Below are 23228 nucleotides of genomic sequence, written 5' to 3' on the forward strand. Positions count from 1 at the left end.
AGTGAGTGAATGGTAAGTCATCGATAGGGAGTATTATGTTTAGGTTAGTGTTGTTGCTCGTAGGCGCGGTTTCATTACCGGTGCTTGGCAGCACTTTTTCGCAACAGTTGGTTGATGCTGCCTTGGCGCGAACAGAGCACACGGTGATTTACAATGGTGCCTACTTTGCACTGGATTATCCTAATGGTGATGTGCCCGAACACTTTGGGGTGTGCACCGATGTGCTTATTCGTTCCTACCGAGCACTTGGCATTGATCTACAAGTTCAAGTACATGAAGACATGAAGCAGCATTTTGCGCAGTATCCGTCTAAACGTATTTGGGGTTTAAGCCGCACCGACCGAAATATTGACCATCGCAGAGTGCCTAATCTTCAGGTGTTTTTTACCCGCCATGGTGAATCGTTAGCTGTAAGTGATAGCGCTAGCAGCTATTTGCCGGGTGATATTGTGACTTGGATGCTCCCCGGTAATCTGCCCCATATCGGCATTGTGAGTGACCAATACACAGCAGCTGGCGTACCAAAAATTGTTCATAACATTGGCCTAGGGCCGCAATTAAACGACATGCTGTTTAGTTACCAAATAACCGGCCATTACCGTTATTTACCTGAGGTAGACTAAGTACTTCAATTAGTTGGCTAGCGCATTAAAACGTTGCTTCAAAAACTGCGTGAAGGCCTGAACTTTACTGGTGCGGTGCATATCTACATGTGTGGTAAGCCATTGTGGAATGGCCCAATGTTCTGGTGGTGCCATAAGTGGCAGCAGGTCTGGGTAGGCCTTGGCGGTTTCACAATTGAGTGGTGCTGCGCCAAACCCAGCTTTTATGGCTGGAATAAAGGCATTAAAGTCGTTTACCCGCAAAGCAATTTGTTGCGGATCTAACTCGCTATTCATCCAATTAATAAAGCTAATCTGCGAGTAGGGCTCAATGGTTGAAATAAACTTATGCCCTGCCACCTCATTTAAGCTTTTAATCTTTCCGTATTTTTTAAGATAAGCACTTGAGCCATAAAGAGTTACTGGACTATCGGCTAAGTGCTGCACCACGTAGTCTAGATCTTTAGGTTTTTTACCAGGGCGAATGCTTACGTGAGCTTCGCCGTGTTCTAGTTTCAAAATTCTACTGTCGGCGGCATATTCCAATTTGATATTGGGGTAAAGCGCTTGGAACTCGGCCAGCATTGGTAACAGCAGCTCGGCCATATTGTTCACTGTGGTTAATACCAAGGTTCCGGAAAGCTGATTGTCGGTGCCGGCCAGTTTGCCCAATAAACGGTTAAAGTCGTTTTGGGTGCTTTCGGCGGTTTGGGTAAGTAACAAACCTGCTTCGGTGACTTGGTAGCCGCGTGCATGGCGATGAAACAAGCGGGTGCCTAAGCGCTCTTCCAAGGCATTTATTCGCCGTAATACCGTACTGTGGTGTACATCCAGTGCTTCTGCGGCTGCGGTAAGCGTGCCTAAGGTTGCAACCTTATAAGCTATATGGATGTCGTTCCAATCATTCTTATGTGCATTCATGCACAGAAGTGTTGCACAGGTGTTGTTTTTCTTCAAATTTGCTTATGTAAGAATGCTCTCAAATCGAAACAAATTCCATTTTCAGGCTAGGCCTAGGAGCACAACATGACTAAATTAATTGCTATTGCAGGCAGCTTACGCGCTCAATCGTTCAATAAAAACTTGGTGAAAATTGCGGCAAAAGGTGCTGAGGAAGCGGGCGCTGAAGTTCGCTATGTAGACTTAGCTGATTTTGCCATCCCACTTTACTCAGAAGATTTAGAGGCCGAGGGTACGCCTGCTTCAGTTAACGATTTAAAACACCTTTTTGCGCAGGCCGATGGCATGTTGATCGCCAGCCCTGAGTATAATGGCTCTATTTCTGGCGTATTAAAAAATGCTTTAGATTGGTTATCTCGCCCTTCTAAGGATGCTGATATTGGCTCGGCCTTCCAAGGTAAAGTGGCCGGTATCATGGCGACTTCTCCGGGCGGTTTAGGGGGGATTCGTGGCTTGGCACATACCCGTGATATTTTGTTCAACTTAGGGGTAATGGTTAGCCCAAATCAAGTGGCTGTTGGTTCTTCTTATCAAGCATTTAATAGTGACGGGCAATTAACCGATGCAGATATGGAGCAGCGCGTAAAAGCCTTAGGTGCTGGGGTTGCCGAAACCGCAAAACGTTTGGCTAAATAGATGGCCTTAACAGCTCCGGCAGTGGCTGGAGCTGTTAATTCCAAGCCTTAAAACAGCGTTGCAAAAGATTGGCTTTGCTTAATGCTGGCCAGCTGACTTTCTAGATGTTGCTGCATGTTGTTAAACACAAAGTTACCCATACTGATGCGTTTAACCCCAGCGGCATGCAGTTGAGCAAAGTTAGCTAAATGCGGCATGCACATTACGTTTAGCGGTACGCTGCAGTGTTTACTTAGTTCTTCAATATGTTCCAGCTGCTCTATGCCGGGTAAAAAGATCCCATCCGCACCGGCGTCGATGTAAAGTTGCATACGTTGCTTGGCTAGCCTTACGGCATCTTTGCAGCCAACAAGGAAAACATCACTTCTGGCATTGATGAAGATCTCTATCTCTCTCTGTATCAGCTGGTTTTTTATAAAGGAAAGCGTGGCTGCAAAGTCGTTCGTAGGCAGCAATTCTCGCTGCTGTTTTACCACGCTGTCTTCAATGTTTATTCCAACTACACCTAGTTTGTTGAGTGACTGTATGTTGTCGACAATAGTTTGAGGATTTTGGCTGTAACCTGCTTCTATATCGACACTTAAGGGCAAGCTGCAGTGTTGTTTTATTTGCGCAACAACCTGGACTAGATCGTTAAACGAAAGCTGTTCGCCGTCATCTAAACCTCGGGCAGCAGCAATTGCCGCGCTTGATGTTCCTATTGCGGTAAAACCAAGCTTTTTGGCTATATTCGCACTGGCAACATCCCAAACATTGCAGAGTAATAGTGGTAATTGTTGATGGTGTAAGTCATTGAATGTCATAGCTGTTGTCTCAGAATCTAAAGCTAAAAGGTACATTGAGTAGAAATACTCAACAACCGAAAACTGAACAAGTATTTTAGTTTTTATAGTCCGTTTGAGTAGACCGTGATAAGCAGTTTTAAAAACTAATTTTTAGTGACTTTAACCAGCCCTGTCGGGCTAATGGCGACTCGAATGCTAATACTAAGCGTGGTCGAAATTGAGACACTTAGCATGACAAAAATAGCAATCAGAATAACCAGTTGATACTTCACCGCTACCATTGGGTCACTGCCTGCGAGTATTTGACCGGTCATCATGCCGGGGAGTGTGACTAAACCCACTGTGCTCATAGACGCTAAAACAGGCGCAAAAGCTTGCTGCATAGCATTTTGCACAAAGCCTTGAGTTGCCTGTAGTCGATTTGCGCCAAGTGCTAAATAAGCGTGGTATTCGGCGGTTTTTTCATCCAGTGCGCTAAATAGGCGCTGTAAAGCCACAATGTTTCCACTAAGGCTGTTGCCTAAAAGCATGCCTGCTAGGGGAATGAGGTACTGAGCGCTATAGCTAGGGCTCGGCTTTAGTAAGGCGAATAGCAGCAGTATCAGTAAAGGACTTAAGCCCAGCACCAGCCCCAACAAGACTGGTATAAACAAGTTTCTTTTAGGTAATTTGGCTTTGCCAAGAATGGCGCTAGCGCCCACCACAAGCATAACGACCAACCAAAGCAGGTTGACCCACAAGCTGTTTAAATCAAACAAAAACTGCAGATACAAGCCGAGCAATACAAGCTGCAGCACCATTCGCACTAAACTGCTGGTTATGTCTTTACCTAGGCTAAGTTTAAAGCGCCAATTAAGCCCAATCGGAATCAACAGTATTAGCGAAAAGGCGGCAAGTGCTGGCCAGCTAATATCTATGGTCATGGGCAGGTTTCCTATAACAAGCGCTAATCCAAGGGGCTTAGAATAATGAGTGTAACCTGAGTGGATTTTTCTGTCTTGTTAGAAAAGGTTAGGGGCTAAGTATCCTTCAAGCTGATTTCTTTGCGAACAACATTTAACCGCGAAAGATAAACCCCCCTTAGTGCTTAGCAGGCTTGTTGCTTGGATACATCTTCATAGCTGCGTACGCAGTTTTTACCCTCAGCCTTGGCTTTATAAACCGCTTTATCGGCTGCTTTCATAATCGCTTCGTGGTGCTGCATTTCTTTGCTACGACTTGCAATACCTACACTTACCGTAACGCTATAGCGCTGGTGGTTGAGTTGCATATTAGCAATACGTTCGCGAATGCTGTGCCCTAGGTTTAATGCACCTTCTGAACTGGTATTGGGGCAAATTAATAAAAACTCATCGCCGCCTAAACGGGCTACTACGTCGTCGTTACGCACCGATTCGCGTAATGCGCGTGCCAGTAGCATTAACACCGCATCGCCAGCATCGTGACCATTTCGATCATTAATTTGTTTAAAGTGATCGGCATCTATCATCATGCAAGCTAATGGACTGTTGCTTTCAAGCGATTGCTTCCAAAGCTCCATAAGTTGAATCATTGCATGGCGGCGGTTAGGTAAGCCAGTGAGCACATCGGTATGCGCTAAAGATTGTAAATGCTGATTGGTTTTTTGCAGCGCTAGGGTGCGTTCTTGTACTTTTTGCTCAAGATTTTGATTGAGTTCGAGCAGCTCGTTATTGCGCACGCTAACTTGGTGAAATAAACCACGCAAGGCGGTAATTAGAGGCTCGGTGGCAAGATCGTTGGGTTGCTCAATTTTACTATAGGCAGATGCTGGGCTGTCACCCGCTTCTATGAAATGCAGCTGTTTGGTGAGCACTTGGTCGATGCCCAGAATATGATAAGCCAACCATTGAATGAGGTAATCGAGCAAATGCTTAATTTTGCTTTGTTTATTGTCGTTGTTGAATTGGCTTAGCTTCGCCACTTCGCCTAAAAATTCTTTGTGAGCTTTTACGTGAGCTTGGCAATGGCGCGGATCCACTTTGTGTTTGGCCATAAGCAATTCTTCTTCACGAAAGTGTTCCTTAACGTAATTATTTAGCTCTTGGCTAAGCGACTCGATCGCGGCGTGTTGCAGGGGATGGCTGTCGGTGAGCTGTTCACCAATTTGATTAATGAGATCAATTAAGTGGCGATGCTGCTCGTCAACAACAGAGATCCCTGTTTCAAAATCTGATGTCCAACGAAATGATTCCATACTATGTTGCGTCCAGCTGTGCCTAGTTAATTGCTACTCATGGGTATTGCGCTGTTATGACCCGTTTGAGTGGACGCCCACCTTAACGAGTTATCAGACCAGTAGAACTAATCTACATCAAAAAAAGCTCAAATAAGAGTGTTTATTGCATAAAATTTAGTCGACAAAGTGAGGGCTTAGAATATTGAATTGCGGAGCTTTCAGAAACGTGTGACAAGCAGCTGCTTCTGTTGTGAGATTAACGTATTCTTAAACGATAAATGAGAAAACTTACGTTTCGTTGTTGTTTTAAAGAGGTGAAGAGTGGAACAGAATTTAAGCTTAGAGCAAACCCGTGTTATTGGCGCGTTGCTAGAAAAAGAAACAACTACCCCAGATCAATACCCTCTATCACTTAACGCTCTCACTTTAGCGTGTAATCAAAAGAGTAATCGCGAGCCAGTTATGGCATTGAGTGAAGCAGAAGTTCAAGATGTATTGGTGCAACTGCAAGATTTACGCATTGTTACCGAAGCACCAATGGCAGGCCGAGTGGTGCGTTATCAACACCGTTTCTGTAATAGCCAATTTGGTGGTTTGCAGTTAACTGAGGGACAGCGAGCGATTATCTGTTTGCTGTTTTTGCGTGGGCCGCAAACTCCTGGTGAGCTGCGTACCCGTAGCCAGCGCCTAGCCAACTTTGCCAGTGTGCAAGAAGTAGAGCAAAGTTTGCTTGAGTTAGCCGAGCATGATGCAGGTAAGCTGGTGCTTAAGCTTGAGCGAGAGCCGGGCAAGCGAGAGTCACGTTATGCTCATTTGTTTTCGGGTGAGCCGGCTTTGCCAGCAGCAAGTCATGTAGAGGCTAGCGCTCCGGTGGCCACTCAGCAAAATGCTGAATTACAGCAACAAATTGATGCATTGCGCCAAGAACTGGCTGATTTAAAACAGCGGGTTAAGCAGTTAGAGCAATAATAAAAAAGGCCAGCAACTTGCTGGCCTTTTTAGTGGTAAAGATTATCAATGTTAGTGGAAGGGGAAGATGTAGTTCACCCAACCTTGCATGCGTAACAATACTTTTCTAATCATCGATACATGATGGAAGTGCTCGGTGTAAATGGCGACTTGACCACTGATGCCCATAGGGAAATCAAATTCATCAAAGCGCGGTTCGGGGTCAATAATCACCAAACTGCGGCTATGTACAAAGAAAGCTTCTGCACCAAGTAGGCTGCCGTTCGCTTGGAATTCACCTTCGGCAATGGTTGGCATTACCTGAACTACCGTGCCTTTAAAAACAATGCCTGGTTGGGCCGTTACAATAAATTCCGCTTCGTCGCCTTCTTTTAAACGCTTGATGGAATTTTCCCAAAAGGCACCAACAAAAATGCTTTCTTCTTTAGGTATAAAGGTCATAACTGGGCGCAAGGGCATAGGCACCGCCACCATTCCTTTACGTAGGCCTAATTGAGTGACATAGCCGTCGGTAGGTGCGTGCACCACGGTTTGCTCAAGGTCGAACAAGGCTTTATCTAACTGGCTTTGTAAACGAGCAACGTTGGTATTCACTCCGTTTATTTGAGAGTCGTAAGCCAGTTGAGCGTTGGTTTGGTTAGCCTGAGCAACTTGCAGCTGGGCTTCTGCTGCTAAATAAGCTTGTTGGCGATTTTCGACTTCTAGCTCAGTAAAGGGGCTATTTTTACCGCCTTTTTTACGCCCTTCGGCATAACGTTGATAAGCTTTTTGAGTGCGGTCTCGCTCAGCTTTCGCTGCATTGGTGGTGGCCTGGGCGCTGGCCAATTGGGCTAGCAATTGTGGTACTTGTTGCTGGGCTGCCGCTACTTCTGCTTCGCGCTGCTCTACCACCGCTTCAAACGGCTCGGGATCGAGTTTAAACAATACATCGCCAGCTTTTATCAACTGATTAGGTCTAACCGGAACCTCTATGACTTTTCCGCGCACCAAGGGCATGATGGGCACAGAGGTATACACCTGCCGAGCATTAGCGGTAAAGGGGTGGTTGTAGTTCATGAGGATCATTAATACCCCAATGATTACAATGCCACCTAGTACTGCAGTGGGCACGGTCCATTTAGTTAGTGGAATATTAAAAATTTTGAATACCGCGATGCAGATCCCGGCGTAAGTGAGAATAAGCAATAAATCCATTATTGATTCCCCTGTTGTTGCTCGAGCTGCTGCACATGTTTGCTAATGATCGCTACTTGGCGTTTTAGCTTAGTAATTTCTGCACTTAACTCTTCGTTCTGATCTTCCAGTTGTTGCTCTTTTTGTTCGAGCTCTTGTTCTTGTTGTTGTTGTTGCAACTGCTTAAAGCCCCAACCTCGGTCTTCCCGATACAAGGTGGCCCATATCCATAAAAAGGGCCAAATAGCATGGAGGGTGAATAAACTTATCCAACCGGCCACATGGATGGCATCTTGGTGAGGGTGATTGCGATGTTTTGATATTTCGTAAGGAATATCGTGAATGGCAATGATGCCGTAGAACAAGGTTAAGCCTACAAAGAACAGTAGTCCTAAAGCGAAAAAATCCAAAAACATGGTCCCTCCTTGGGATATTTTTGCGATTAAGAGAATCTCTTATTCAGCTTAATTGATAATAGTCGATAAGGGTACTAAGTTGCTAAGCTTTTACTCAGTGGGCTGTGTAGGCTAGTTTGCTAGCTAAATCATTCGCTTATGCTGGCGCCGAAGGTTGTATAGGAGAAAGGGTTTATGAAGTTGTGCTCAGTTGAGCGGGTATGGGATGACGGAGAGCATAACGCGTTCACAGACTTGTGCGAGTATAAAAGCGCACTGTGGTTGTGTTTTCGCGAAGCTGAGGGCCATGTTAGTGATGAGGGCGATATTCGTATTTTACGTCGTGCTGTAGATGATACTCGCTTTGAGTCGGCAGCGTTAATTCACCTACCAGGTATTGATTTACGTGACCCCAAGTTAGTTGAAAGCCCAGACGGACGGCTGCTACTAACCTGCGCAGGGGTAAATCGCAGCAGCGAGAAGTTTGATTTACAAAGCTATCTAGCATGGTCGGACGATGGTGAAAACTGGAGCGATTTAAGTGCTCAAGGTGATGCAGGCATGTGGTTATGGCGCAGCCGTTATTTAGCCGATAGCGCTTACGCTGTGGCTTACAACTACAGCTTAGATAAAGTAAATCTTTATCGAATGGACCCGCAGGGTAACTATCAGCTGCACTTGGATCCTTTATTTAGCTTGCAACAAAATGGTTTGGCTTATCCCAATGAGCATGACTTGTGTTTATTGGATGATGGCTCTGCATTGTGTTTATTGCGTCGTGATAAAGATACCGGTACCGGGCAGCTGGGTTATGCCAAGCCACCTTATCTAGATTGGCAATGGCAAGATTTACAACAGCAAATTGGCGGCCCAGCAATGATCAAACTTGATGATGGCCGTTTGCTTTGTGCTGTGCGTTTATATCAACCGGTGCGCACCAGCTTGTGTTGGTTAGATGCTGATAAGGCTCAGCTAAAAGAGTTTCAAGTACTGCCCTCAGACGGTGATACCAGTTATCCAGGTTTGGTGCAGCGAGGCAATAAAGTGTATTGCAGTTACTACTCTAGCCACGAAGAGAAAACTGCCATTTACTTTGCGGAGTTAGACTTGAGCCAAGATTGACCGAGTGGCCATGAGTTGATTGAAAAAAATTAAGGCAGCCAAGGCTGCCTTTTTTGTGCATTACATATCCCGAGCTGAGGTTATTTAAATGTGTAACCAAAGCCAAGGGCTGCAATGCCACCCTTACTATCGTAAAAGGTAATGTTGGAATCAGTATTGTTGTAGCCACCCAAAACGTTAAACATGGTGTTTTTCCAGCCAAAGGGCTCGTTAAATACATAAATGCCAAATAGCGATATCTTGTCGTCTTTTTGAGTCTGCATATCAAACACGGGGTTGCTACCGGAGTATTTGGTTTGACCATATTCCGTATTCAGTGTGAACACGTGTGGACCCGAGCGGTAAATGCTGGTTAAACGTAAAGTATATTGGTCGAAGTCGTTGGCACTGCCATCGGCTTTAGCGGTGGTATAAGCCACTGCGGGCGCTAAGAACCATTTACGGGATAAAGGCACAAAGGTTTCGGCAATCAATCGATGTAAGTTGGCGTCTCTTCGTAGTGACTGAATGTCACTTTGGCTTAGACCCGCAATGCTTACACCGCTCTGTTCGTTATCTACAGTGCGATTGGCGTAAACATATTCCAGAGTTAGCGGGCTGTCGGCAATGGATTCAAACCGTAAGCGACCACCTTGATAATTCTCATCGGTTTTTTGCCGAGCACTGCCAACCAAGTATGGATCTGCCCATGTGTCGTTAAGTAAAGGGAGTTCAGGGAAGTATGCTGCGGTTATTTTGCTGCGGTCACTAATTGCGCGGGTATAACCCAGTTCGTATTGAAACTGTGCTCGACCTAAGTTTTCGCGGCTGTTACCTAAGAAGAACTGATTCTTTAAGTCTCGAGTTGTGTAGTCTACCCGCAAGAGTGGGTAAACAATTGCAGAGCTAGAGCTTTTGCCATTGTTATTTAGATCGTCGGTAATTTGGTTATCGTCATCAGTAGAAAACTGATTCTGGCCGCTTACATAACCCACGTTCAAGTTAATAGTGGCAGACCAGCCAGGCGCTTCTGCTAAAGGGCGGGCGTCGGCAGTGAAACTAAATAGCATACTGCAACAGAGTAGCGAACTTACTCGTTTAAACATTAGTCACATCCTTGTATCAGGTAATCTGAGTTAAATCATTAGCTTGGATTACACTGTTTACGTTAAGAAAACTTAAATAGATCAATACATTTATAGCTTTACCTTAACTTAAGCTAGCCATTTTGTAAGCACAATTTTGTTGAACTTATTACTTCGCCTAATGCTTTCTGCTCAGTAAGTTTGCGTGCTTAGCTAACAACCAAGCTCGGTATCACTTGGGAGTGATTGCTTGGTTTTATCAGCTGTAAATGACAGGATTATTATTAAAAAGTTTAGCTGCTTTAACTATAGAATATACCTGCTTAGCTGGAAGTTTTTATAGTCGATTTAAAGGCGGAGAAAAAAACAGAGCGGCTAGCGCTCTGTTTTTGTTGAATAGCAGGGTTTAGTCAAGTTCTGAGAATAAGCTGCGATCAAAGGTTTTTTCGCAGTAGTGGCACTTTAGCTTGATGTCTTGCTGCTGGTGGCGCACATAAAAGTTGCTGTCGATAGGTTCGTTATGGCTAATGCAGTTACTATTTGGACAAGCAAACACCGCTTTTACTTGTTCTGGGGTAGACACATGAAACTTACGTACTACCTCAAAATCTTCAATCACATTAATGGTGGCATTGGGGGCAAATAAAGCTAATTGGTTAGCTTGGTTCTCGTCAAACACCGTGTTCTCAACTTTAATTAAGTCTTTTTGCTGTTGCTCGCCACTAGGTAAGTTAAGACCTACTGTGATTCGCTCTTGCGCAGCCGAGAGTTGAAAGAACTTAAGAATTTTGATGCCTTGACCAGCAGGAACGTGGTCAATTACGGTGCCATGCGCAATGGCTTCTACTTGCAGCTTCTTCTTCATTATTGCGCTCCAAATTCATTGGTCATGATTAATGCGAGTAAGGCTTGGCGAGCGTAGACACCATTTTCTGCTTGCTCGAAGTAATAGGCATACGGTGTGATATCTACATCGGTAGTAATTTCGTCTACCCGTGGTAATGGGTGCAAAATTTTCAGATTGTCTTTTACTTGCTCAAGCATGTTAGCGCGTAAAATGAAGCTCGATTTCATGTGCTGGTATTCGGTTTCGTCGAAGCGTTCTTTTTGCACCCGTGTCATGTAAAGAATATCCAGCTCGTTGACTACTTCTTCAATACTGTCGTGCAGGCTGTATGTGATTTCACGTTCATTCAGCTCTTCTATAATGTAATCAGGCATTGCCAGTGCTTTAGGCGCAATAAAGTAGAACTCGCAACCAAATAGTGACAGGGCTTGAGTGAGAGAGTGCACCGTGCGGCCATATTTTAAGTCACCAACAAATGCGACTTTTAAGCCCTCGAGTGAGCCTTGGGTTTCGTAAATGGTAAATAAGTCGAGCAAGGTTTGGGTAGGGTGCTGGTTGGAGCCATCTCCGCCATTCACAACCGGTACGCTAGAGAATTCGCTGGCTAATCGAGCAGCGCCTTCTTGCGGATGGCGCATAAAAAACGCGTCACTATACGAAGAAATCACTTTTACCGAATCCACTAAGGTTTCGCCTTTTTTACCCAGCGAGGTATTTCCGCCATCGGCAAAACCAATCACACTGCCACCTAAGCGCTGAACGGCGGTCTCAAATGACAAGCGAGTACGGGTTGAGGCTTCAAAAAAACAGCTAGCAACAACTTTGTTTTTTAGTAATTCGGGACGGGGTTGTTGCTTAATACTTTGGGCGGTGTCGACGATTAATTCGAGTTCCTGACGGGATAAATCAGGGATGGAGATAATATGCTTCTGATAAAGCGGGTTGTTCATGCTCGCAGATCCTAATCCGATGTGAAATCGGAACAGAATTATAACAGCGAGCAGAGTCAGTGAATATGATCTTAATGAGGAATACTAAGATTATTTAGCTAAATGGCTCAATTAAGCGTATTGGCTGTTCTTTCGTTCGCGATAATCTTGGCAATCGATGCAGTAGCGAGACTCAGGACGGGCATTTAAACGGGCAACACTAATGTCTTCGCCGCAGCCTTCACAAAATCCGTAGTCTTGTTCTTCAATCCGACGCAATGCGTCTTTAATGCTTTTAACGTGGGCAAGGTCGTGTTGGCGACGGTTCAACTGAAGTTGTTGAGACTCTTCCTGGTTGGCGCGATCTACGTCATCACCAGAATCTTCTTTGTCTTTAAATAACTGACTGTCTTGCTCAAGACGTTGTTCAGTTTCGTTCAATTGCTCGACGAGTTGCAGACGAATAGTCTCTATTTGTTGGTCGCTAATCATTGTTTTGAAAGTCTTCCTTCCTATATGTGTTAAGCGCGACTTAGTCCTGTATGCACGCAGTTAACTCAAAAATTTAGTTAATCGTTAATTTTAGCGGTGTGTAAAGCCTTTTCAAAGCGCTTTTTTGGATAATTGTTAGCCAGCCAGCACTTGGGTTTAGATAAATTTACCGTTACTATCTCGCGAGATTTCATTACGGGCTAAATCTAACTGGTTTTGCCTGAGGTGAAAGCTTTACTACACTAAATTAACTATTGCGTGATTTGCTATCACACCACCACGAGGATTGCATGAGTGAATAAACTAAACATGTTGCTGGTAAGCCTGTTGGCTATTAATGCTGGCGGAGTAATTGCTCAAGAAGAGAAAGTACTAAATGTTTATAATTGGACTGATTATATTGCTGAAGACACCATTGCCGAGTTTGAAAAAGAAACCGGTATTAAAGTTGTGTATGACGTATTTGATTCCAATGAAGTATTAGAAGCTAAGTTACTATCTGGTAGTACTGGCTTTGATATTGTTTCACCGTCGCACGATTTTTATGCTCGTCAAATTACGGCAGGGGTTTATCAAAAGCTAGACCGCAGCCTGCTAAGCAATTGGGACAACCTTGATCCTAAATTGCTCGCTACCTTAGAAGCTTACGATCCGGGTAACCTATATGGTATTCCTTATATGTGGGGTACCACCGGCATTGGTTACAACGTGAATAAGGTGAAAGAAATTTTAGGCGAAGATGCAGAGTTAGATTCTTGGTCTTTAGTGTTTGACCCTGAAATTGTCGCTAAGTTAAGCCAGTGTGGTATTGCTTATTTAGATGCGCCAAGTGAAGTAGTGGCGTCTATGCTCAACTACATGGGCAAAGAGCCAAACAGCAGTAAATCGGCCGATTACAAAGGTGAGATTGAAAGCTTAATGGAGCAACTACGCCCGAGCATTCGATACTTCCACTCTTCGCAGTACATTAATGATTTAGCCAGTGGCGACATTTGTGTAGCGATTGGTTGGTCTGGCGATGTATTAATGGCTGGCGATCGTGCTGCAGAAGCAAATAATGGCGTAGAGCTTGAATACATCATTCCTAAAGAAGGCGCAGGTGTGTGGTTTGACATGTTTGCCATTCCTAAAGATGCCAAGCACCCAGAAAATGCACATGCCTTTATTAACTATGTATTACGCCCAGAAGTGATTGCCAAGGTGACCGATTACGTTTGGTATGCCAACCCTAATATTAAAGCGACTGCTTTAATTGACCCAGAAATTGCTGGCCATGAAGGTATTTACCCGACCGAAGAAGCCTCTGAGCACTTGTTTGGTTTTGTGAGTATTCCGCCAAAAGTTGAGCGTACTCGTACCCGTTTGTGGACCAAATTTAAATCGGGTCGGTAAACTAAGATTCGGATATAAAAAAACCAGCCCGCGGGCTGGTTTTTTAGTACTTAGTGTTTAACTAGTCCAGTTGTGGTCCAGCTGCTACTAGTGCTTGACCTTCGGCATTGTCGGTGTACTTGGCAAAGTTTTTGATAAAGCGCTGAGCTAAATCTTCGGCTTTGCTTTCCCACTGCAATGGGTCTTGGTAAGTATCGCGAGGATCGAGGATCTCGCTATCGGCACCAGGAAGGGCTGTAGGTACTTCTAAATTAAAGATTGGCAATTGCTTGGTTTCTTGCTTTTCAATCGAGCCATCTAAAATAGCGTCGATAATTGCACGAGTATCTTGAATTGAAATACGCTTGCCTGTGCCATTCCATCCGGTATTCACCAAGTAAGCTTCTGCACCGGCGGCTTCCATACGTTTAACTAATACTTCGGCGTATTTAGTTGGGTGTAATGTAAGGAAGGCTGCGCCAAAACATGCCGAGAAGGTAGGTGTTGGCTCAGTGATGCCGCGCTCTGTACCCGCTAATTTGGCAGTAAAGCCAGATAAGAAGTGGTACTTAGTTTGCTCTGGAGTAAGTTTCGCTACTGGCGGTAATACACCAAAAGCATCGGCGGTTAAGAAAATAACTTTCTTAGCATGGCCTGCTTTAGACACTGGCTTAACGATATTTTCGATGTGATGAATGGGGTAAGAAACCCGCGTGTTTTCGGTTTTAGAACCGTCATCGTAGTTTACGCTGCCATCGTTACGCACTGTCACGTTTTCTAACAAAGCATCTCGTTTAATGGCGTTGTAGATATCGGGCTCGGCTTCTTTACTTAACTTAATGGTTTTAGCGTAGCAGCCACCTTCAAAGTTAAATACACCTTCATCATCCCAACCGTGCTCGTCATCACCAATCAACTGGCGTTTAGGGTCGGTAGATAGGGTGGTTTTGCCGGTACCAGACAAACCGAAGAAAATAGCGGTGTCGCCCTCTTCACCAACATTGGCAGAACAGTGCATCGACGCCATACCATTAAGTGGTAGGTAGTAGTTCATCATGGCGAACATGCCTTTCTTCATTTCGCCGCCGTACCATGTTCCGCCAATCACCTGCATTTTCTCTGTCATGTTAAATACAGTGAAGTTTTCAGAATTTAGGCCGTGTTCTTTCCACTTTTTGTTGGTGGTTTTAGAGCCGTTCATTACTACAAAGTCTGGCTCGTAGTCTTCCAGCTCCGCAGCACTTGGGCGAATGAACATATTGGTCACAAAGTGAGCCTGCCATGCCACTTCAACAATGAAGCGGACTTTTAAACGGGTATCAGGGTTGGCACCACAGTAGGTGTCTACCACAAATAAACGTTTGCCAGATAGTTGGTCGGTCACGGTTTTCTTAAGGTCGGTCCAAACCGCGGGGTCTATTGGCTTGTTGTCGTTTTTAGCTTGTTCAGAGGTCCACCACATGCTGTCACGGGTGGTATCGTCAAGAACGATGTATTTATCTTTTGGCGAACGCCCGGTGAAGATCCCAGTATCTACTGCAACAGCACCGGTTTTGGTAACAATGCCGCGTTCGTAGCCCGTGAGCTCTGGTCGAGTTTCTTCCTTGAATAGTTCTTCGTATGAGGGGTTGTACACCACGTCCGACACATCTTTGATGCCGTATTGAGCCAGGTCGATAACCTGATCTTTTTCTGCAACGTCAAGCATAGCAGTCTCCTGTAGGTAGAGAGGTAAGATTTATATTGTTTTTTTATTTGGTGTTGGCTCTGATTCTATCCCTTTAGTGGTACCAAAAAGAGAGGGGTGTCAAATTACCAGCACTTTTTTTATGGTTATTAGGGGTCTATCTAGGAAATGCGATTCGCACCGCATTTCCTGAGGTCAGTTTAATGAATTTTGGCAGGGTTTGTCGATATATTACGCGTGAAAATGTTTTCAACGTCGGCTTCGTTAAATTTATAGTCGTGTCCACAGTAGTCACAATGCATCGAAATATGGCCTCTCTCGTGGCAAATTTCGAGCAATTCTTTGTGGTCAATATTGGCTAAGGCGGTTTCACAACGTTCTTTTGAGCAAGTGCATTTAAAGCAAACTTCTTGCGGCTCGTAAACACGCACTTTATGTTCGTGATACAAACGGAATAGCAGTTGTTCTGCGTCTAACTCAAAACTCTCTTGAGCGGTGGTTGTTTCACTTAAGGTGGAGATCAGCTCAAAGTGTTCCGCGTCCTCATCTTTACTGGCAGGTAATGCTTGTAAGAATAAGCCGCTGGCATGGGGACGACCTTCAAACATGCCTGTGAATAACCATAGTTTGGTATTTAGTTGCTCAGATTGCTGGAAGTAGGCTTCGATGCTGGCAGCAACGCCTTGTGGATTGATCTCTACTATGCCTTGGTAACGCTCGCCTTGAGTAGGCGTAATAGTTATGACTATGTGACCTTGACCCACCAGTTCAGCAAAGTCGATATTCGGATCGATAGCGCCTTCGTAGCGCGCAATGCCGCGCATCTGTTGTTGGTCGGTACCACTTACCGCCACCACACTTAGTGGGCCATTACCTTGCAGCTGCACAGTAATGTCGCCTTCAAACTTTAAGGTTGCAGTAAGCAAACAGGTTGCTGCTAGCATTTCGCCCAGCAAGGTTTGTACAGGCGCAGGGTAATTTTGTTGATCGATGATCTCTTGGTAGCTTTGCTGCAATTGCACCAACTCGCCCCGTAGATTGTAATCTTCGAATAAGTAACGATTTAGAATGTCTTGCTTCATGTTTAGGCCTGACTATTGTTGTTTAAACTGAATAATTTGCCGACGTTGCTTTTTATCGGGTCGACGTTCTGGGCTGGCGCTTTGTGCCATGAGCTTGCGTTGCATTGCGTATTGCTCGCGCTTTTTAAGGCTTTGTTCTGTCTCTTGGTATAGTAGTTGTGCTTGAGGTGCAGGGCCTCGTTTATCACTTAGCTGCTGCACAACCACTTCTATTTGTTGTTGGCCTTGCCACAAACTAATAGTAGCACCCACTTCTACATTTCTACTTGGCTTACAACGCTGCTGGTTATAGTGCACTTTACCGCCCATAACCATATCTCGAGCTAAGCCGCGGGTTTTATAAAATCGTGCTGCCCACAACCACTTGTCTATGCGTGGTGCAGAGTTGTTAGAGTTTTGTGAATTCATGCTAAGTCTTGGCTGGCTTATATATTATCTATTAAATTATATCAGTTTTATGCGTGCTAGCTATGGCCTGGATTAGTGCGTTATCCAGCAGAAAACTGATAAAAGTCCAATTAAATGCAAAATTTACACTTGCAGCTCTTGTTCTACGCCTAAGTCCCTTTAGAATGAAGAACCCTCTATATGAGGCGCTTTGCCATAGTTTTTTCATAAGGATGATCGAGAATCGGTTAACGATGACAGATGTATTATAACGAATAAATGGATATTAAATCTTTTTCTACTCAACTTGCTCGTTACGTTCCTTCGCAAAAGAGCAGCGTATTAATCACATTACTATTGATGTGTTTTGCCGCTTATCAGTTGGCGTCTATTACTTGGTTATTGGTGCCAACGCCTTCACAAGCTTTTCGCTGGGTTCCTCAGCAGGTGCAATCTAGTAATAAAGCGGCTCAAGTTGATTTATCTAGCCTTACCAAACTGCATTTGTTTGGTGAGTATCAAGCTAAAAAGGCTAAACCAGTTGTTCAAGCGCCTTCGTCAACTGATGCACCGAAAACCTCATTAAAGCTAACTCTGTCTGGTTTGGTAGCGAGTAGTGACCAAACGAAAGCATTGGCCATTATCGAACACCGAGGCAAGCAACAAACATACGGTGTAGATGAATCGATTAATGGTACTCAAGCTGTCATAAAAGAGATTCAAACTGACCGGGTGATTTTATTACATCGCGGTGTTTACGAAAGCTTATTGCTAGACCCAGAAGACAAAAACTCACAGTCTCGGGCGAGTTCAAATACCGCTAAGCGCAATACCCAAGCGTCTAGTAATAGCCGTTCGGCGCAAGTCGACGTAAAAGAAGTATTAAAAGACCCTTCAAAGCTAACCGATTACATTCGTATTTCGCCGGTTCGTAAAGATGGAGCCTTAAGTGGTTATCGGATTAACCCCGGTAAAAACGCCGCCTTATTTAAACAAGTGGGCTTGAAAGCTAATGACTTAGCTGTAGCTCTTAATGGATATGACCTGCGTGACAACGCGCAAGCAATGCAAGTGATGCAAGAGATGGCAGAGCTAACGGATATTACAGTTACCGTTGAGCGCAATGGCCAGTTGCAGGATGTGTTGTTCAGCCTGCCAGATGAATAGTACCGGAGATTTATTTAACATGAAGTTGCAAGCCTTACGCTTGGTTCGCCACAGCCTTGTTGGCCTAATTGGATTAGGCCTTTGTGGAGTCGTGAGTGCCACCGAGTTTTCAGCCAATTTTAAAGGTGCTGACATTAGTGAGTTCATCACCACGGTTGGTCGTAATCTCAATAAAACTATCATCGTAGACCCCGCAGTGCGCGGTAAAGTTAATGTGCGTAGTTACGATTTGCTTACCGAAGAGCAGTACTATCAGTTCTTCTTAAGTGTGTTAGATGTTTACGGCTTTGCGGTTATTGATATGCCAAACGGTGTAACCAAAGTGGTGCGCGCTAAAGATGCGAAAGCAGGAGCTATTCCGGTGGTGGACCGCGATGAGCAAGCCTTTGGCGATGAAATGGTTACCCGAGTGGTACCGGTGCTAAACGTATCGGTACGTGAACTAGCGCCTTTATTGCGTCAGCTAAATGATAATGCCGGTGGCGGTAACGTAGTGCACTACGATCCATCAAACGTAATTATGCTTACTGGTCGCGCTGCAGTGGTGAATCGCTTGGTTGAAATTATCCGCCGAGTGGATAAAGCCGGGGACCAAGAGGTAGATATTATTCGCCTTAAATTTGCTTCAGCCGGAGAGTTGGTGCGAATTATTGAATCGCTTACCGCCAGTACTGGTGGTAAAGGTGCGGCAGCCAGTTTGTTAATCCCTAAAGTGGTTGCCGATGAGCGTACCAATAGTATTGTGGTATCGGGTGAACCGAGCGCTCGAGCACGAATTGTTCGCTTGGTGGCAAAACTTGATAGTGAGTTAGAAACCTACGGCAATACCCGCGTTTTCTACCTAAAGTATGCCAAAGCAGGTGACTTGGTTGACGTGTTAAAAGGCGTAAGTGAAACGGTAGCGGCAGAGGCGGCTGGCGGCAGTAAAAAAAGTACAGCTAGCAACTCACGTGGTAATTTCTCAATTGAAGCCCACGAAGATACCAATACTTTGGTAATTACCGCTCAGCCAGACAATATGCGTACTCTTGAAGGCGTAATTAACCAACTGGATATTCGCCGGGCTCAAGTAAACGTAGAAGCGATTATTGTTGAAGTGGCCGAGGGTGATGGCATTAGCCTCGGCGTGCAGTGGGCCACTAAGGCCGGTGGTACCCAGTTTAACGATGCCGGTGTATCAATTAGTGAGATTGGTGCAGGTATCTACGATGCTCAACCCACCAAAGGTTCTACCGTATGTACCGGTGAAACCTGTACAGAAAACCCAGAAACGCCCGGTGATATCTCTGGTTTAGCCAGCGCTTTGGCTAAGATTTCTGGTGCCGCTTTTGGTTTTTATGGTGCTGATTGGGGCGTGTTAGTTCAGGCTGCGGCCAATGACTCTCGCTCAAACTTATTAGCAACACCGTCTATCACCACTCTTGATAATAAAGAAGCCTTCTTTACCGTAGGTGAAGAAGTACCGGTACTAACTGGCTCGGCATCGAGTAGCAGCAACGATAATCCATTTACGACGGTTGACCGTAAAGAAGTGGGTATCAAGCTAAAAGTAACACCACAAATTAACGAAGGTGATGCAGTTCAGCTAACCATCGAACAAGAAGTGTCTAAGGTACAAGGCCAAACTTCTGTGGACGTTGTATTTGCTAAGCGCCAATTGCAAACCACGGTGTTAGTAGACAGCGGCGACACTATTATTTTAGGCGGTTTGTTAGACGACCAAATTGAAGAAAGTGAATCTAAAGTACCGCTACTGGGCGACATTCCGGTATTAGGGCATTTGTTCCGCTCGACCAATTCGAAGAAAGTTAAACGTAATTTGATGATTTTCATTCGTCCAACCATTATTCGTGACTCGGTAACCATGCAAAGCGTGAGCTCGCGTAAATACAGCCAAATCCGTGCTCAGCAATTGTTGCGTGAAGAGTTAGGCGTAGTGTTAATGCCTGATACTAAAGTACCAGTATTGCCAGAGTTCAACTCGGTAGACGATGTATCGCCTGAAGTTCAAGAGTACATCGACTACTTGAAAGAAAAGAATGAGCGCTTAAAGAAAGAAGAAGCTGAGAAAGCGGCAAAAGAAGCCGAAGCGGCAGCTGCCAATAAAGAGCAAGTGAGTGCCGAGTAATGGACTTAGATGCTGAGCTAAACGTATTAGAAGATGAAAAGGCCTTAGTGTCTGATACCCCGCACATGGAAGGGGTAGAAGGTTGGCAGTTACCTTACATGTTTGCCAAAACTTACGGCGTAATGCTGGAGAAAAAGCAAGACGCTTGGCAGGTCTATCATAACTCTAAGGTGGAGTTAGAAGCCTTATTAGAAATTCGTCGAGTACTACAGCAAACATTCTCTTGCGAAGAGTTGTCTGATGAAGAGTTTGAACAGCGCCTTACCGAAGGTTATCAGCGAGATTCATCGCAAGCTCGTCAGTTAATGGAAGATATCGGTAACGATATGGACTTCTATACCTTGGCCGAAGAGCTTCCGGAAAACGAAGACTTATTAGAAACCGAAGACGATGCGCCAATCATTAAATTGATTAACGCCATGTTAGGTGAAGCAATTAAAGAAGGGGCCAGTGATATTCACATTGAAACCTTTGAAGCAGCCCTAGTGATTCGTTTTCGTATTGACGGCGTATTGCGTGAAATTTTACGCCCGCACCGCAAGCTTGCCGCTTTGTTAGTTTCACGTATTAAAGTAATGGCGCGTTTGGATATTGCTGAGAAGCGGGTACCGCAAGATGGTCGTATTTCCTTGCGTATTGCTGGCCGTGCTGTAGATGTGCGGGTTTCAACCATGCCATCAAGTCATGGCGAGCGGGTTGTACTGCGTTTATTAGATAAAAACAATTCTCGCTTGAAGCTTGAAAGCTTAGGTTTGGCAGAAAACTACCGCGAAGTGATTAGCGAACTGTTGAAAAAACCACACGGTATTATCTTAGTTACCGGACCGACTGGTTCGGGTAAAAGTACTACCTTGTATGCTGGCCTTAACGACATTAATACTAAAGATCGGAACATTCTCACTGTAGAAGATCCGGTGGAATTTAATATCGAAGGCATCGGCCAAACCCAAGTTAATACCAAAGTAGATATGACCTTTGCGCGCGGTCTGCGTGCGATTCTTCGCCAAGACCCCGACGTAGTAATGATTGGTGAGATCCGTGACTTAGAAACCGCGCAAATTGCGGTACAAGCCAGTTTAACCGGTCACTTAGTATTATCTACTCTGCACACCAATACTGCGATTGGTTCGGTAACCCGTTTGCGCGATATGGGGGTTGAACCGTTTTTATTATCATCGAGTTTATTAGCGGTGTTAGCGCAGCGTTTAGTGCGTACTTTATGCCAAGATTGCTGCGAAGCTCATCTAGTAAGTGAGCACGAACACCAGCTATTAGGCATTGCTAAAGATGCTACGGTGTATCGCCCTGTAGGCTGTGAAAGCTGTAACAATACTGGCTATCGTGGCCGAACCGGTATTCATGAGTTATTGCCGGTTACCGATGAAGTGCGCGATATGATCCATTCTGGTAGCAGCGAACAAGAAATTGAGAATGCAGTGCGCTCTAGTTGCCCAAGCATCCGACAAGATGGGGTAAATAAAGTGCTGAAGGGCATTACTAGCCTAGAAGAAGTATTGCGAGTAACCCGCGAAGGATAGTTAGTGTAATGCCGGCATTTGAGTATCAAGCCTTTAATAAAAAGGGCAAAAAATCTAACGGAGTTCATGAAGCGGAATCGGCGCGTCAGGTTCGCGCTCATCTGCGTGAGCAAGGCTTAACGCCACTTAAAATTGAGCAAGTGGCGGAGCGTGCTCAAAAAGCCAGCGCTGGTTTTCGCTTGCGAAGCAAAGTTAGCACCTCAGATTTAGCCCTATTAACTCGCCAGCTAGCAACCTTAGTTGCTGCAGCTATGCCCATTGAAGAGTCGCTTAAGGCGGTAGCTCAACAGTGTGATAAACCTAAACTCAAAAGCATTATTCTTGGCGTGCGCTCCAAAGTTGTAGAAGGTTACAGCTTGGCCGATAGCATGGCCGAATTCCCCGACGTATTCGAAAAACTGTATTGCGCCATGGTGGCTGCAGGCGAAAAATCAGGCCACCTAGATAAAGTGCTTGATCGTTTAGCCGATTACACCGAGCAGCGCCAAGCGATGCGCATGAAAACCATGCAAGCTTTAATCTACCCAGCAGTACTTACCTTTGTGTGTTTAGGTGTTATTGCAATTCTGTTGGTGTCGGTAGTGCCTAAGGTAGTGGCTCAGTTTGAACACATGGGGCAAGAGCTGCCTAATGCTACCAAGTTTTTGATTTATGTAAGTGAACTAGTGAGTGATTATGGCCTGTTCTTCTTAATTGGCGGCATGCTAGCGATGGTGGTTTGGCAGCGTTTATTGCAGAAAGACAGCATAAGAATGAAATGGCACCAGCGCATTTTAGGCATGCCAGTGGTTGGTAAAGTGAGCAAGGGGCTTAATACCGCGCGCTTTGCTAGAACCTTGAGTATTTTGAATGCCAGTGCCGTGCCTTTGTTAGAAGGTATGGGCATTGCCGGTGAAGTACTCACCAATGATTACGCACGTGCCCAAGTATTGGATGCCGCCTCTAAAGTTCGCGAAGGCGGCAGTTTGCACTCTTCACTAGAGGCCACCAAATTGTTCCCACCGATGATGCTACATATGATCGCCAGTGGTGAGCGTTCAGGAGAATTGGAAGGAATGTTAGAACGCGCGGCCGACAACCAAGACCGTCAGTTCGAAACGCAAGTGAACATAGCATTAGGGATATTCGAGCCTGCCTTGATCGTAACCATGGCGGGTATCGTGCTATTTATCGTAATGGCAATTCTATTGCCGATTTTGGAACTTAATAACATGGTGGGGCTATAGCACCTACCGGTATTTCGGAGTAAGTAACATGCAAAAGTCGATGCACACTCAAGCAACTAGCCGAGGTTTTACCTTGCTAGAAGTGATGGTGGTGATTGTAATTCTAGGTATTTTGGCCGGTTTAGTTGTTCCTAACTTATTAGGTAACAAAGAAAAAGCCGATATTCAAAAGGCAAAAACCGATATTATCGCTCTAGAAAATGCCTTGGACATGTACCGTTTGGATAACTCGCGTTACCCCACTACAGAGCAAGGTCTAGAAGCCTTGGTCACTAAACCAAGCTCTAGCCCAGAGCCACGTAACTACCCAGAAGATGGCTACTTACGTCGTCTACAAAAAGACCCATGGGGTAATGACTACATTCTAATTAGCCCAGGTGAAAAGGGCCGTATTGATATTTTCAGCGCCGGCTTAGACGGTGAAGAAGGTACCAATGACGATATTGGTAACTGGAACTTAGATCAGTAAAT

At 45.0% G+C, this 23228-nt stretch carries 23 protein-coding genes; 10 read left to right on the forward strand and 13 right to left on the reverse strand.

Annotated elements, in window-relative coordinates; translation table 11 throughout:
* The first annotated feature begins 35 nt into the window (after positions 1-35).
* On the forward strand, positions 36-623 hold the full coding sequence (locus K5620_RS01485; protein ID WP_016399803.1) for a DUF1287 domain-containing protein: 588 nt from the start codon (positions 36-38) through the stop codon (positions 621-623).
* Between the two features lie 9 nt (positions 624-632).
* On the opposite strand, the gene K5620_RS01490 is transcribed toward K5620_RS01485, so the two are convergent.
* Positions 633-1523 carry a LysR family transcriptional regulator gene (locus tag K5620_RS01490; RefSeq protein WP_016399802.1) on the reverse strand — a complete coding sequence of 297 codons (891 nt, stop codon included), beginning with the start codon at positions 1521-1523 and terminating at the stop codon, positions 633-635.
* 105 nt (positions 1524-1628) lie between these two features.
* Between K5620_RS01490 and K5620_RS01495 the strand changes: the two genes are divergently transcribed.
* Positions 1629-2198: an NADPH-dependent FMN reductase gene (locus K5620_RS01495; protein ID WP_016399801.1), complete on the forward strand. Its 570-nt coding sequence runs from the start codon at positions 1629-1631 to the stop codon at positions 2196-2198.
* Between the two features lie 47 nt (positions 2199-2245).
* Here the strand turns inward: K5620_RS01495 and K5620_RS01500 are convergent, their stop codons facing one another.
* The 3 genes from K5620_RS01500 to K5620_RS01510 all read right to left on the reverse strand — a co-directional run bounded on the left by K5620_RS01500 (position 2246) and on the right by K5620_RS01510 (position 5198).
* Positions 2246-3001, reverse strand: a complete 756-nt coding sequence (locus K5620_RS01500; RefSeq protein WP_040306583.1) for an isocitrate lyase/PEP mutase family protein — start codon at positions 2999-3001, stop codon at positions 2246-2248.
* A gap of 125 nt (positions 3002-3126) precedes the next feature.
* The gene (locus K5620_RS01505; RefSeq protein WP_016399799.1) at positions 3127-3906 is read right to left on the reverse strand and encodes an ABC transporter permease; all 780 of its coding nucleotides are present in this window, start codon (positions 3904-3906) and stop codon (positions 3127-3129) included.
* Positions 3907-4070: 164 nt separating this feature from the next.
* Positions 4071-5198, reverse strand: a complete 1128-nt coding sequence (locus K5620_RS01510; RefSeq protein ID WP_016399798.1) for a GGDEF domain-containing protein — start codon at positions 5196-5198, stop codon at positions 4071-4073.
* A 303-nt stretch (positions 5199-5501) separates the two neighbouring features.
* On the opposite strand from K5620_RS01510, the gene K5620_RS01515 reads away from it, so the two are divergent.
* Complete coding sequence (locus K5620_RS01515; RefSeq protein ID WP_016399797.1) at positions 5502-6149, forward strand: YceH family protein; 648 nt, start codon at positions 5502-5504, stop codon at positions 6147-6149.
* 51 nt (positions 6150-6200) lie between these two features.
* On the opposite strand, the gene K5620_RS01520 is transcribed toward K5620_RS01515, so the two are convergent.
* The gene (locus K5620_RS01520) at positions 6201-7343 is read right to left on the reverse strand and encodes an HlyD family secretion protein (RefSeq protein ID WP_016399796.1); all 1143 of its coding nucleotides are present in this window, start codon (positions 7341-7343) and stop codon (positions 6201-6203) included.
* Positions 7343-7738, reverse strand: a complete 396-nt coding sequence (locus K5620_RS01525; protein WP_016399795.1) for a DUF3302 domain-containing protein — start codon at positions 7736-7738, stop codon at positions 7343-7345. Before K5620_RS01525 ends, K5620_RS01520 begins: the two co-directional genes overlap by 1 nt.
* Positions 7739-7912: 174 nt before the next feature.
* On the opposite strand from K5620_RS01525, the gene K5620_RS01530 reads away from it, so the two are divergent.
* On the forward strand, positions 7913-8839 hold the full coding sequence (locus K5620_RS01530) for a protein-signal peptide (RefSeq protein ID WP_016399794.1): 927 nt from the start codon (positions 7913-7915) through the stop codon (positions 8837-8839).
* A gap of 80 nt (positions 8840-8919) precedes the next feature.
* On the opposite strand, the gene K5620_RS01535 is transcribed toward K5620_RS01530, so the two are convergent.
* The 4 genes from K5620_RS01535 to K5620_RS01550 all read right to left on the reverse strand — a co-directional run bounded on the left by K5620_RS01535 (position 8920) and on the right by K5620_RS01550 (position 12171).
* A complete protein-coding gene (locus K5620_RS01535; protein ID WP_016399793.1) occupies positions 8920-9924 on the reverse strand; it encodes a DUF2860 domain-containing protein in 1005 nt (334 codons plus the stop codon).
* Positions 9925-10309: 385 nt separating this feature from the next.
* Positions 10310-10768 carry an aspartate carbamoyltransferase regulatory subunit gene (pyrI, locus tag K5620_RS01540; RefSeq protein ID WP_016399792.1) on the reverse strand — a complete coding sequence of 153 codons (459 nt, stop codon included), beginning with the start codon at positions 10766-10768 and terminating at the stop codon, positions 10310-10312.
* Positions 10768-11700 (reverse strand): aspartate carbamoyltransferase, encoded by a 933-nt coding sequence (gene pyrB / locus K5620_RS01545; protein WP_016399791.1) that lies wholly within the window; start codon positions 11698-11700, stop codon positions 10768-10770. The genes pyrI and pyrB overlap by 1 nt, the downstream gene beginning before the upstream one ends.
* A 111-nt stretch (positions 11701-11811) precedes the next feature.
* Positions 11812-12171 (reverse strand): TraR/DksA family transcriptional regulator, encoded by a 360-nt coding sequence (locus tag K5620_RS01550; RefSeq protein ID WP_016399790.1) that lies wholly within the window; start codon positions 12169-12171, stop codon positions 11812-11814.
* Positions 12172-12480: 309 nt separating this feature from the next.
* Here K5620_RS01550 and K5620_RS01555 point away from each other — a divergent pair, with 309 nt between their 5' ends.
* The gene (locus K5620_RS01555; protein WP_040306659.1) at positions 12481-13563 is read left to right on the forward strand and encodes an extracellular solute-binding protein; all 1083 of its coding nucleotides are present in this window, start codon (positions 12481-12483) and stop codon (positions 13561-13563) included.
* A gap of 61 nt (positions 13564-13624) precedes the next feature.
* Here the strand turns inward: K5620_RS01555 and pckA are convergent, their stop codons facing one another.
* From pckA to hslR, 3 genes are all read right to left on the reverse strand, one after another.
* On the reverse strand, positions 13625-15250 hold the full coding sequence (gene pckA, locus K5620_RS01560) for a phosphoenolpyruvate carboxykinase (ATP) (RefSeq protein ID WP_016399787.1): 1626 nt from the start codon (positions 15248-15250) through the stop codon (positions 13625-13627).
* A gap of 179 nt (positions 15251-15429) precedes the next feature.
* Positions 15430-16311: an Hsp33 family molecular chaperone HslO gene (hslO, locus tag K5620_RS01565; protein WP_016399786.1), complete on the reverse strand. Its 882-nt coding sequence runs from the start codon at positions 16309-16311 to the stop codon at positions 15430-15432.
* Positions 16312-16323: 12 nt separating this feature from the next.
* A complete protein-coding gene (gene hslR / locus K5620_RS01570) occupies positions 16324-16719 on the reverse strand; it encodes a ribosome-associated heat shock protein Hsp15 (protein WP_016399785.1) in 396 nt (131 codons plus the stop codon).
* A 258-nt stretch (positions 16720-16977) separates the two neighbouring features.
* On the opposite strand from hslR, the gene gspC reads away from it, so the two are divergent.
* From gspC to gspG, 5 genes are read left to right on the forward strand one after another with little or no spacing between them, the layout of a single operon-like run.
* Positions 16978-17865: a type II secretion system protein GspC gene (gene gspC / locus K5620_RS01575; protein ID WP_016399784.1), complete on the forward strand. Its 888-nt coding sequence runs from the start codon at positions 16978-16980 to the stop codon at positions 17863-17865.
* Positions 17866-17884: 19 nt separating this feature from the next.
* Complete coding sequence (gene gspD / locus K5620_RS01580; protein ID WP_016399783.1) at positions 17885-19993, forward strand: type II secretion system secretin GspD; 2109 nt, start codon at positions 17885-17887, stop codon at positions 19991-19993.
* Entirely contained in the window at positions 19993-21531 is a 1539-nt protein-coding gene (gene gspE, locus K5620_RS01585; RefSeq protein ID WP_016399782.1) for a type II secretion system ATPase GspE, read from the forward strand. The genes gspD and gspE overlap by 1 nt, the downstream gene beginning before the upstream one ends.
* A gap of 8 nt (positions 21532-21539) precedes the next feature.
* Entirely contained in the window at positions 21540-22757 is a 1218-nt protein-coding gene (gspF, locus tag K5620_RS01590; protein ID WP_016399781.1) for a type II secretion system inner membrane protein GspF, read from the forward strand.
* A 28-nt stretch (positions 22758-22785) separates the two neighbouring features.
* A complete protein-coding gene (gspG, locus tag K5620_RS01595) occupies positions 22786-23226 on the forward strand; it encodes a type II secretion system major pseudopilin GspG (protein ID WP_016399780.1) in 441 nt (146 codons plus the stop codon).
* The last annotated feature ends 2 nt before the right edge of the window (positions 23227-23228 follow it).

Origin of the sequence: Agarivorans albus, assembly GCF_019670105.1 — a bacterium.
GTDB classification, from domain to species: domain Bacteria; phylum Pseudomonadota; class Gammaproteobacteria; order Enterobacterales; family Celerinatantimonadaceae; genus Agarivorans; species Agarivorans albus.

Bases quoted from the DNA above. Each gene is read 5' to 3' on its own strand.
- K5620_RS01485 (WP_016399803.1), top strand. From the start codon at position 36: ATGTTTAGGTTAGTGTTGTTGCTCGTAGGCGCGGTTTCATTACCGGTG.
- K5620_RS01490 (WP_016399802.1), bottom strand. From the start codon at position 1,523: ATGAATGCACATAAGAATGATTGGAACGACATCCATATAGCTTATAAG.
- K5620_RS01495 (WP_016399801.1), top strand. From the start codon at position 1,629: ATGACTAAATTAATTGCTATTGCAGGCAGCTTACGCGCTCAATCGTTC.
- K5620_RS01500 (WP_040306583.1), bottom strand. From the start codon at position 3,001: ATGACATTCAATGACTTACACCATCAACAATTACCACTATTACTCTGC.
- K5620_RS01505 (WP_016399799.1), bottom strand. From the start codon at position 3,906: ATGACCATAGATATTAGCTGGCCAGCACTTGCCGCCTTTTCGCTAATA.
- K5620_RS01510 (WP_016399798.1), bottom strand. From the start codon at position 5,198: ATGGAATCATTTCGTTGGACATCAGATTTTGAAACAGGGATCTCTGTT.
- K5620_RS01520 (WP_016399796.1), bottom strand. From the start codon at position 7,343: ATGGATTTATTGCTTATTCTCACTTACGCCGGGATCTGCATCGCGGTA.
- K5620_RS01525 (WP_016399795.1), bottom strand. From the start codon at position 7,738: ATGTTTTTGGATTTTTTCGCTTTAGGACTACTGTTCTTTGTAGGCTTA.
- K5620_RS01530 (WP_016399794.1), top strand. From the start codon at position 7,913: ATGAAGTTGTGCTCAGTTGAGCGGGTATGGGATGACGGAGAGCATAAC.
- K5620_RS01535 (WP_016399793.1), bottom strand. From the start codon at position 9,924: ATGTTTAAACGAGTAAGTTCGCTACTCTGTTGCAGTATGCTATTTAGT.
- pyrI (WP_016399792.1), bottom strand. From the start codon at position 10,768: ATGAAGAAGAAGCTGCAAGTAGAAGCCATTGCGCATGGCACCGTAATT.
- pyrB (WP_016399791.1), bottom strand. From the start codon at position 11,700: ATGAACAACCCGCTTTATCAGAAGCATATTATCTCCATCCCTGATTTA.
- K5620_RS01550 (WP_016399790.1), bottom strand. From the start codon at position 12,171: ATGATTAGCGACCAACAAATAGAGACTATTCGTCTGCAACTCGTCGAG.
- K5620_RS01555 (WP_040306659.1), top strand. From the start codon at position 12,481: ATGTTGCTGGTAAGCCTGTTGGCTATTAATGCTGGCGGAGTAATTGCT.
- pckA (WP_016399787.1), bottom strand. From the start codon at position 15,250: ATGCTTGACGTTGCAGAAAAAGATCAGGTTATCGACCTGGCTCAATAC.
- hslO (WP_016399786.1), bottom strand. From the start codon at position 16,311: ATGAAGCAAGACATTCTAAATCGTTACTTATTCGAAGATTACAATCTA.
- hslR (WP_016399785.1), bottom strand. From the start codon at position 16,719: ATGAATTCACAAAACTCTAACAACTCTGCACCACGCATAGACAAGTGG.
- gspC (WP_016399784.1), top strand. From the start codon at position 16,978: ATGGATATTAAATCTTTTTCTACTCAACTTGCTCGTTACGTTCCTTCG.
- gspD (WP_016399783.1), top strand. From the start codon at position 17,885: ATGAAGTTGCAAGCCTTACGCTTGGTTCGCCACAGCCTTGTTGGCCTA.
- gspE (WP_016399782.1), top strand. From the start codon at position 19,993: ATGGACTTAGATGCTGAGCTAAACGTATTAGAAGATGAAAAGGCCTTA.
- gspF (WP_016399781.1), top strand. From the start codon at position 21,540: ATGCCGGCATTTGAGTATCAAGCCTTTAATAAAAAGGGCAAAAAATCT.
- gspG (WP_016399780.1), top strand. From the start codon at position 22,786: ATGCAAAAGTCGATGCACACTCAAGCAACTAGCCGAGGTTTTACCTTG.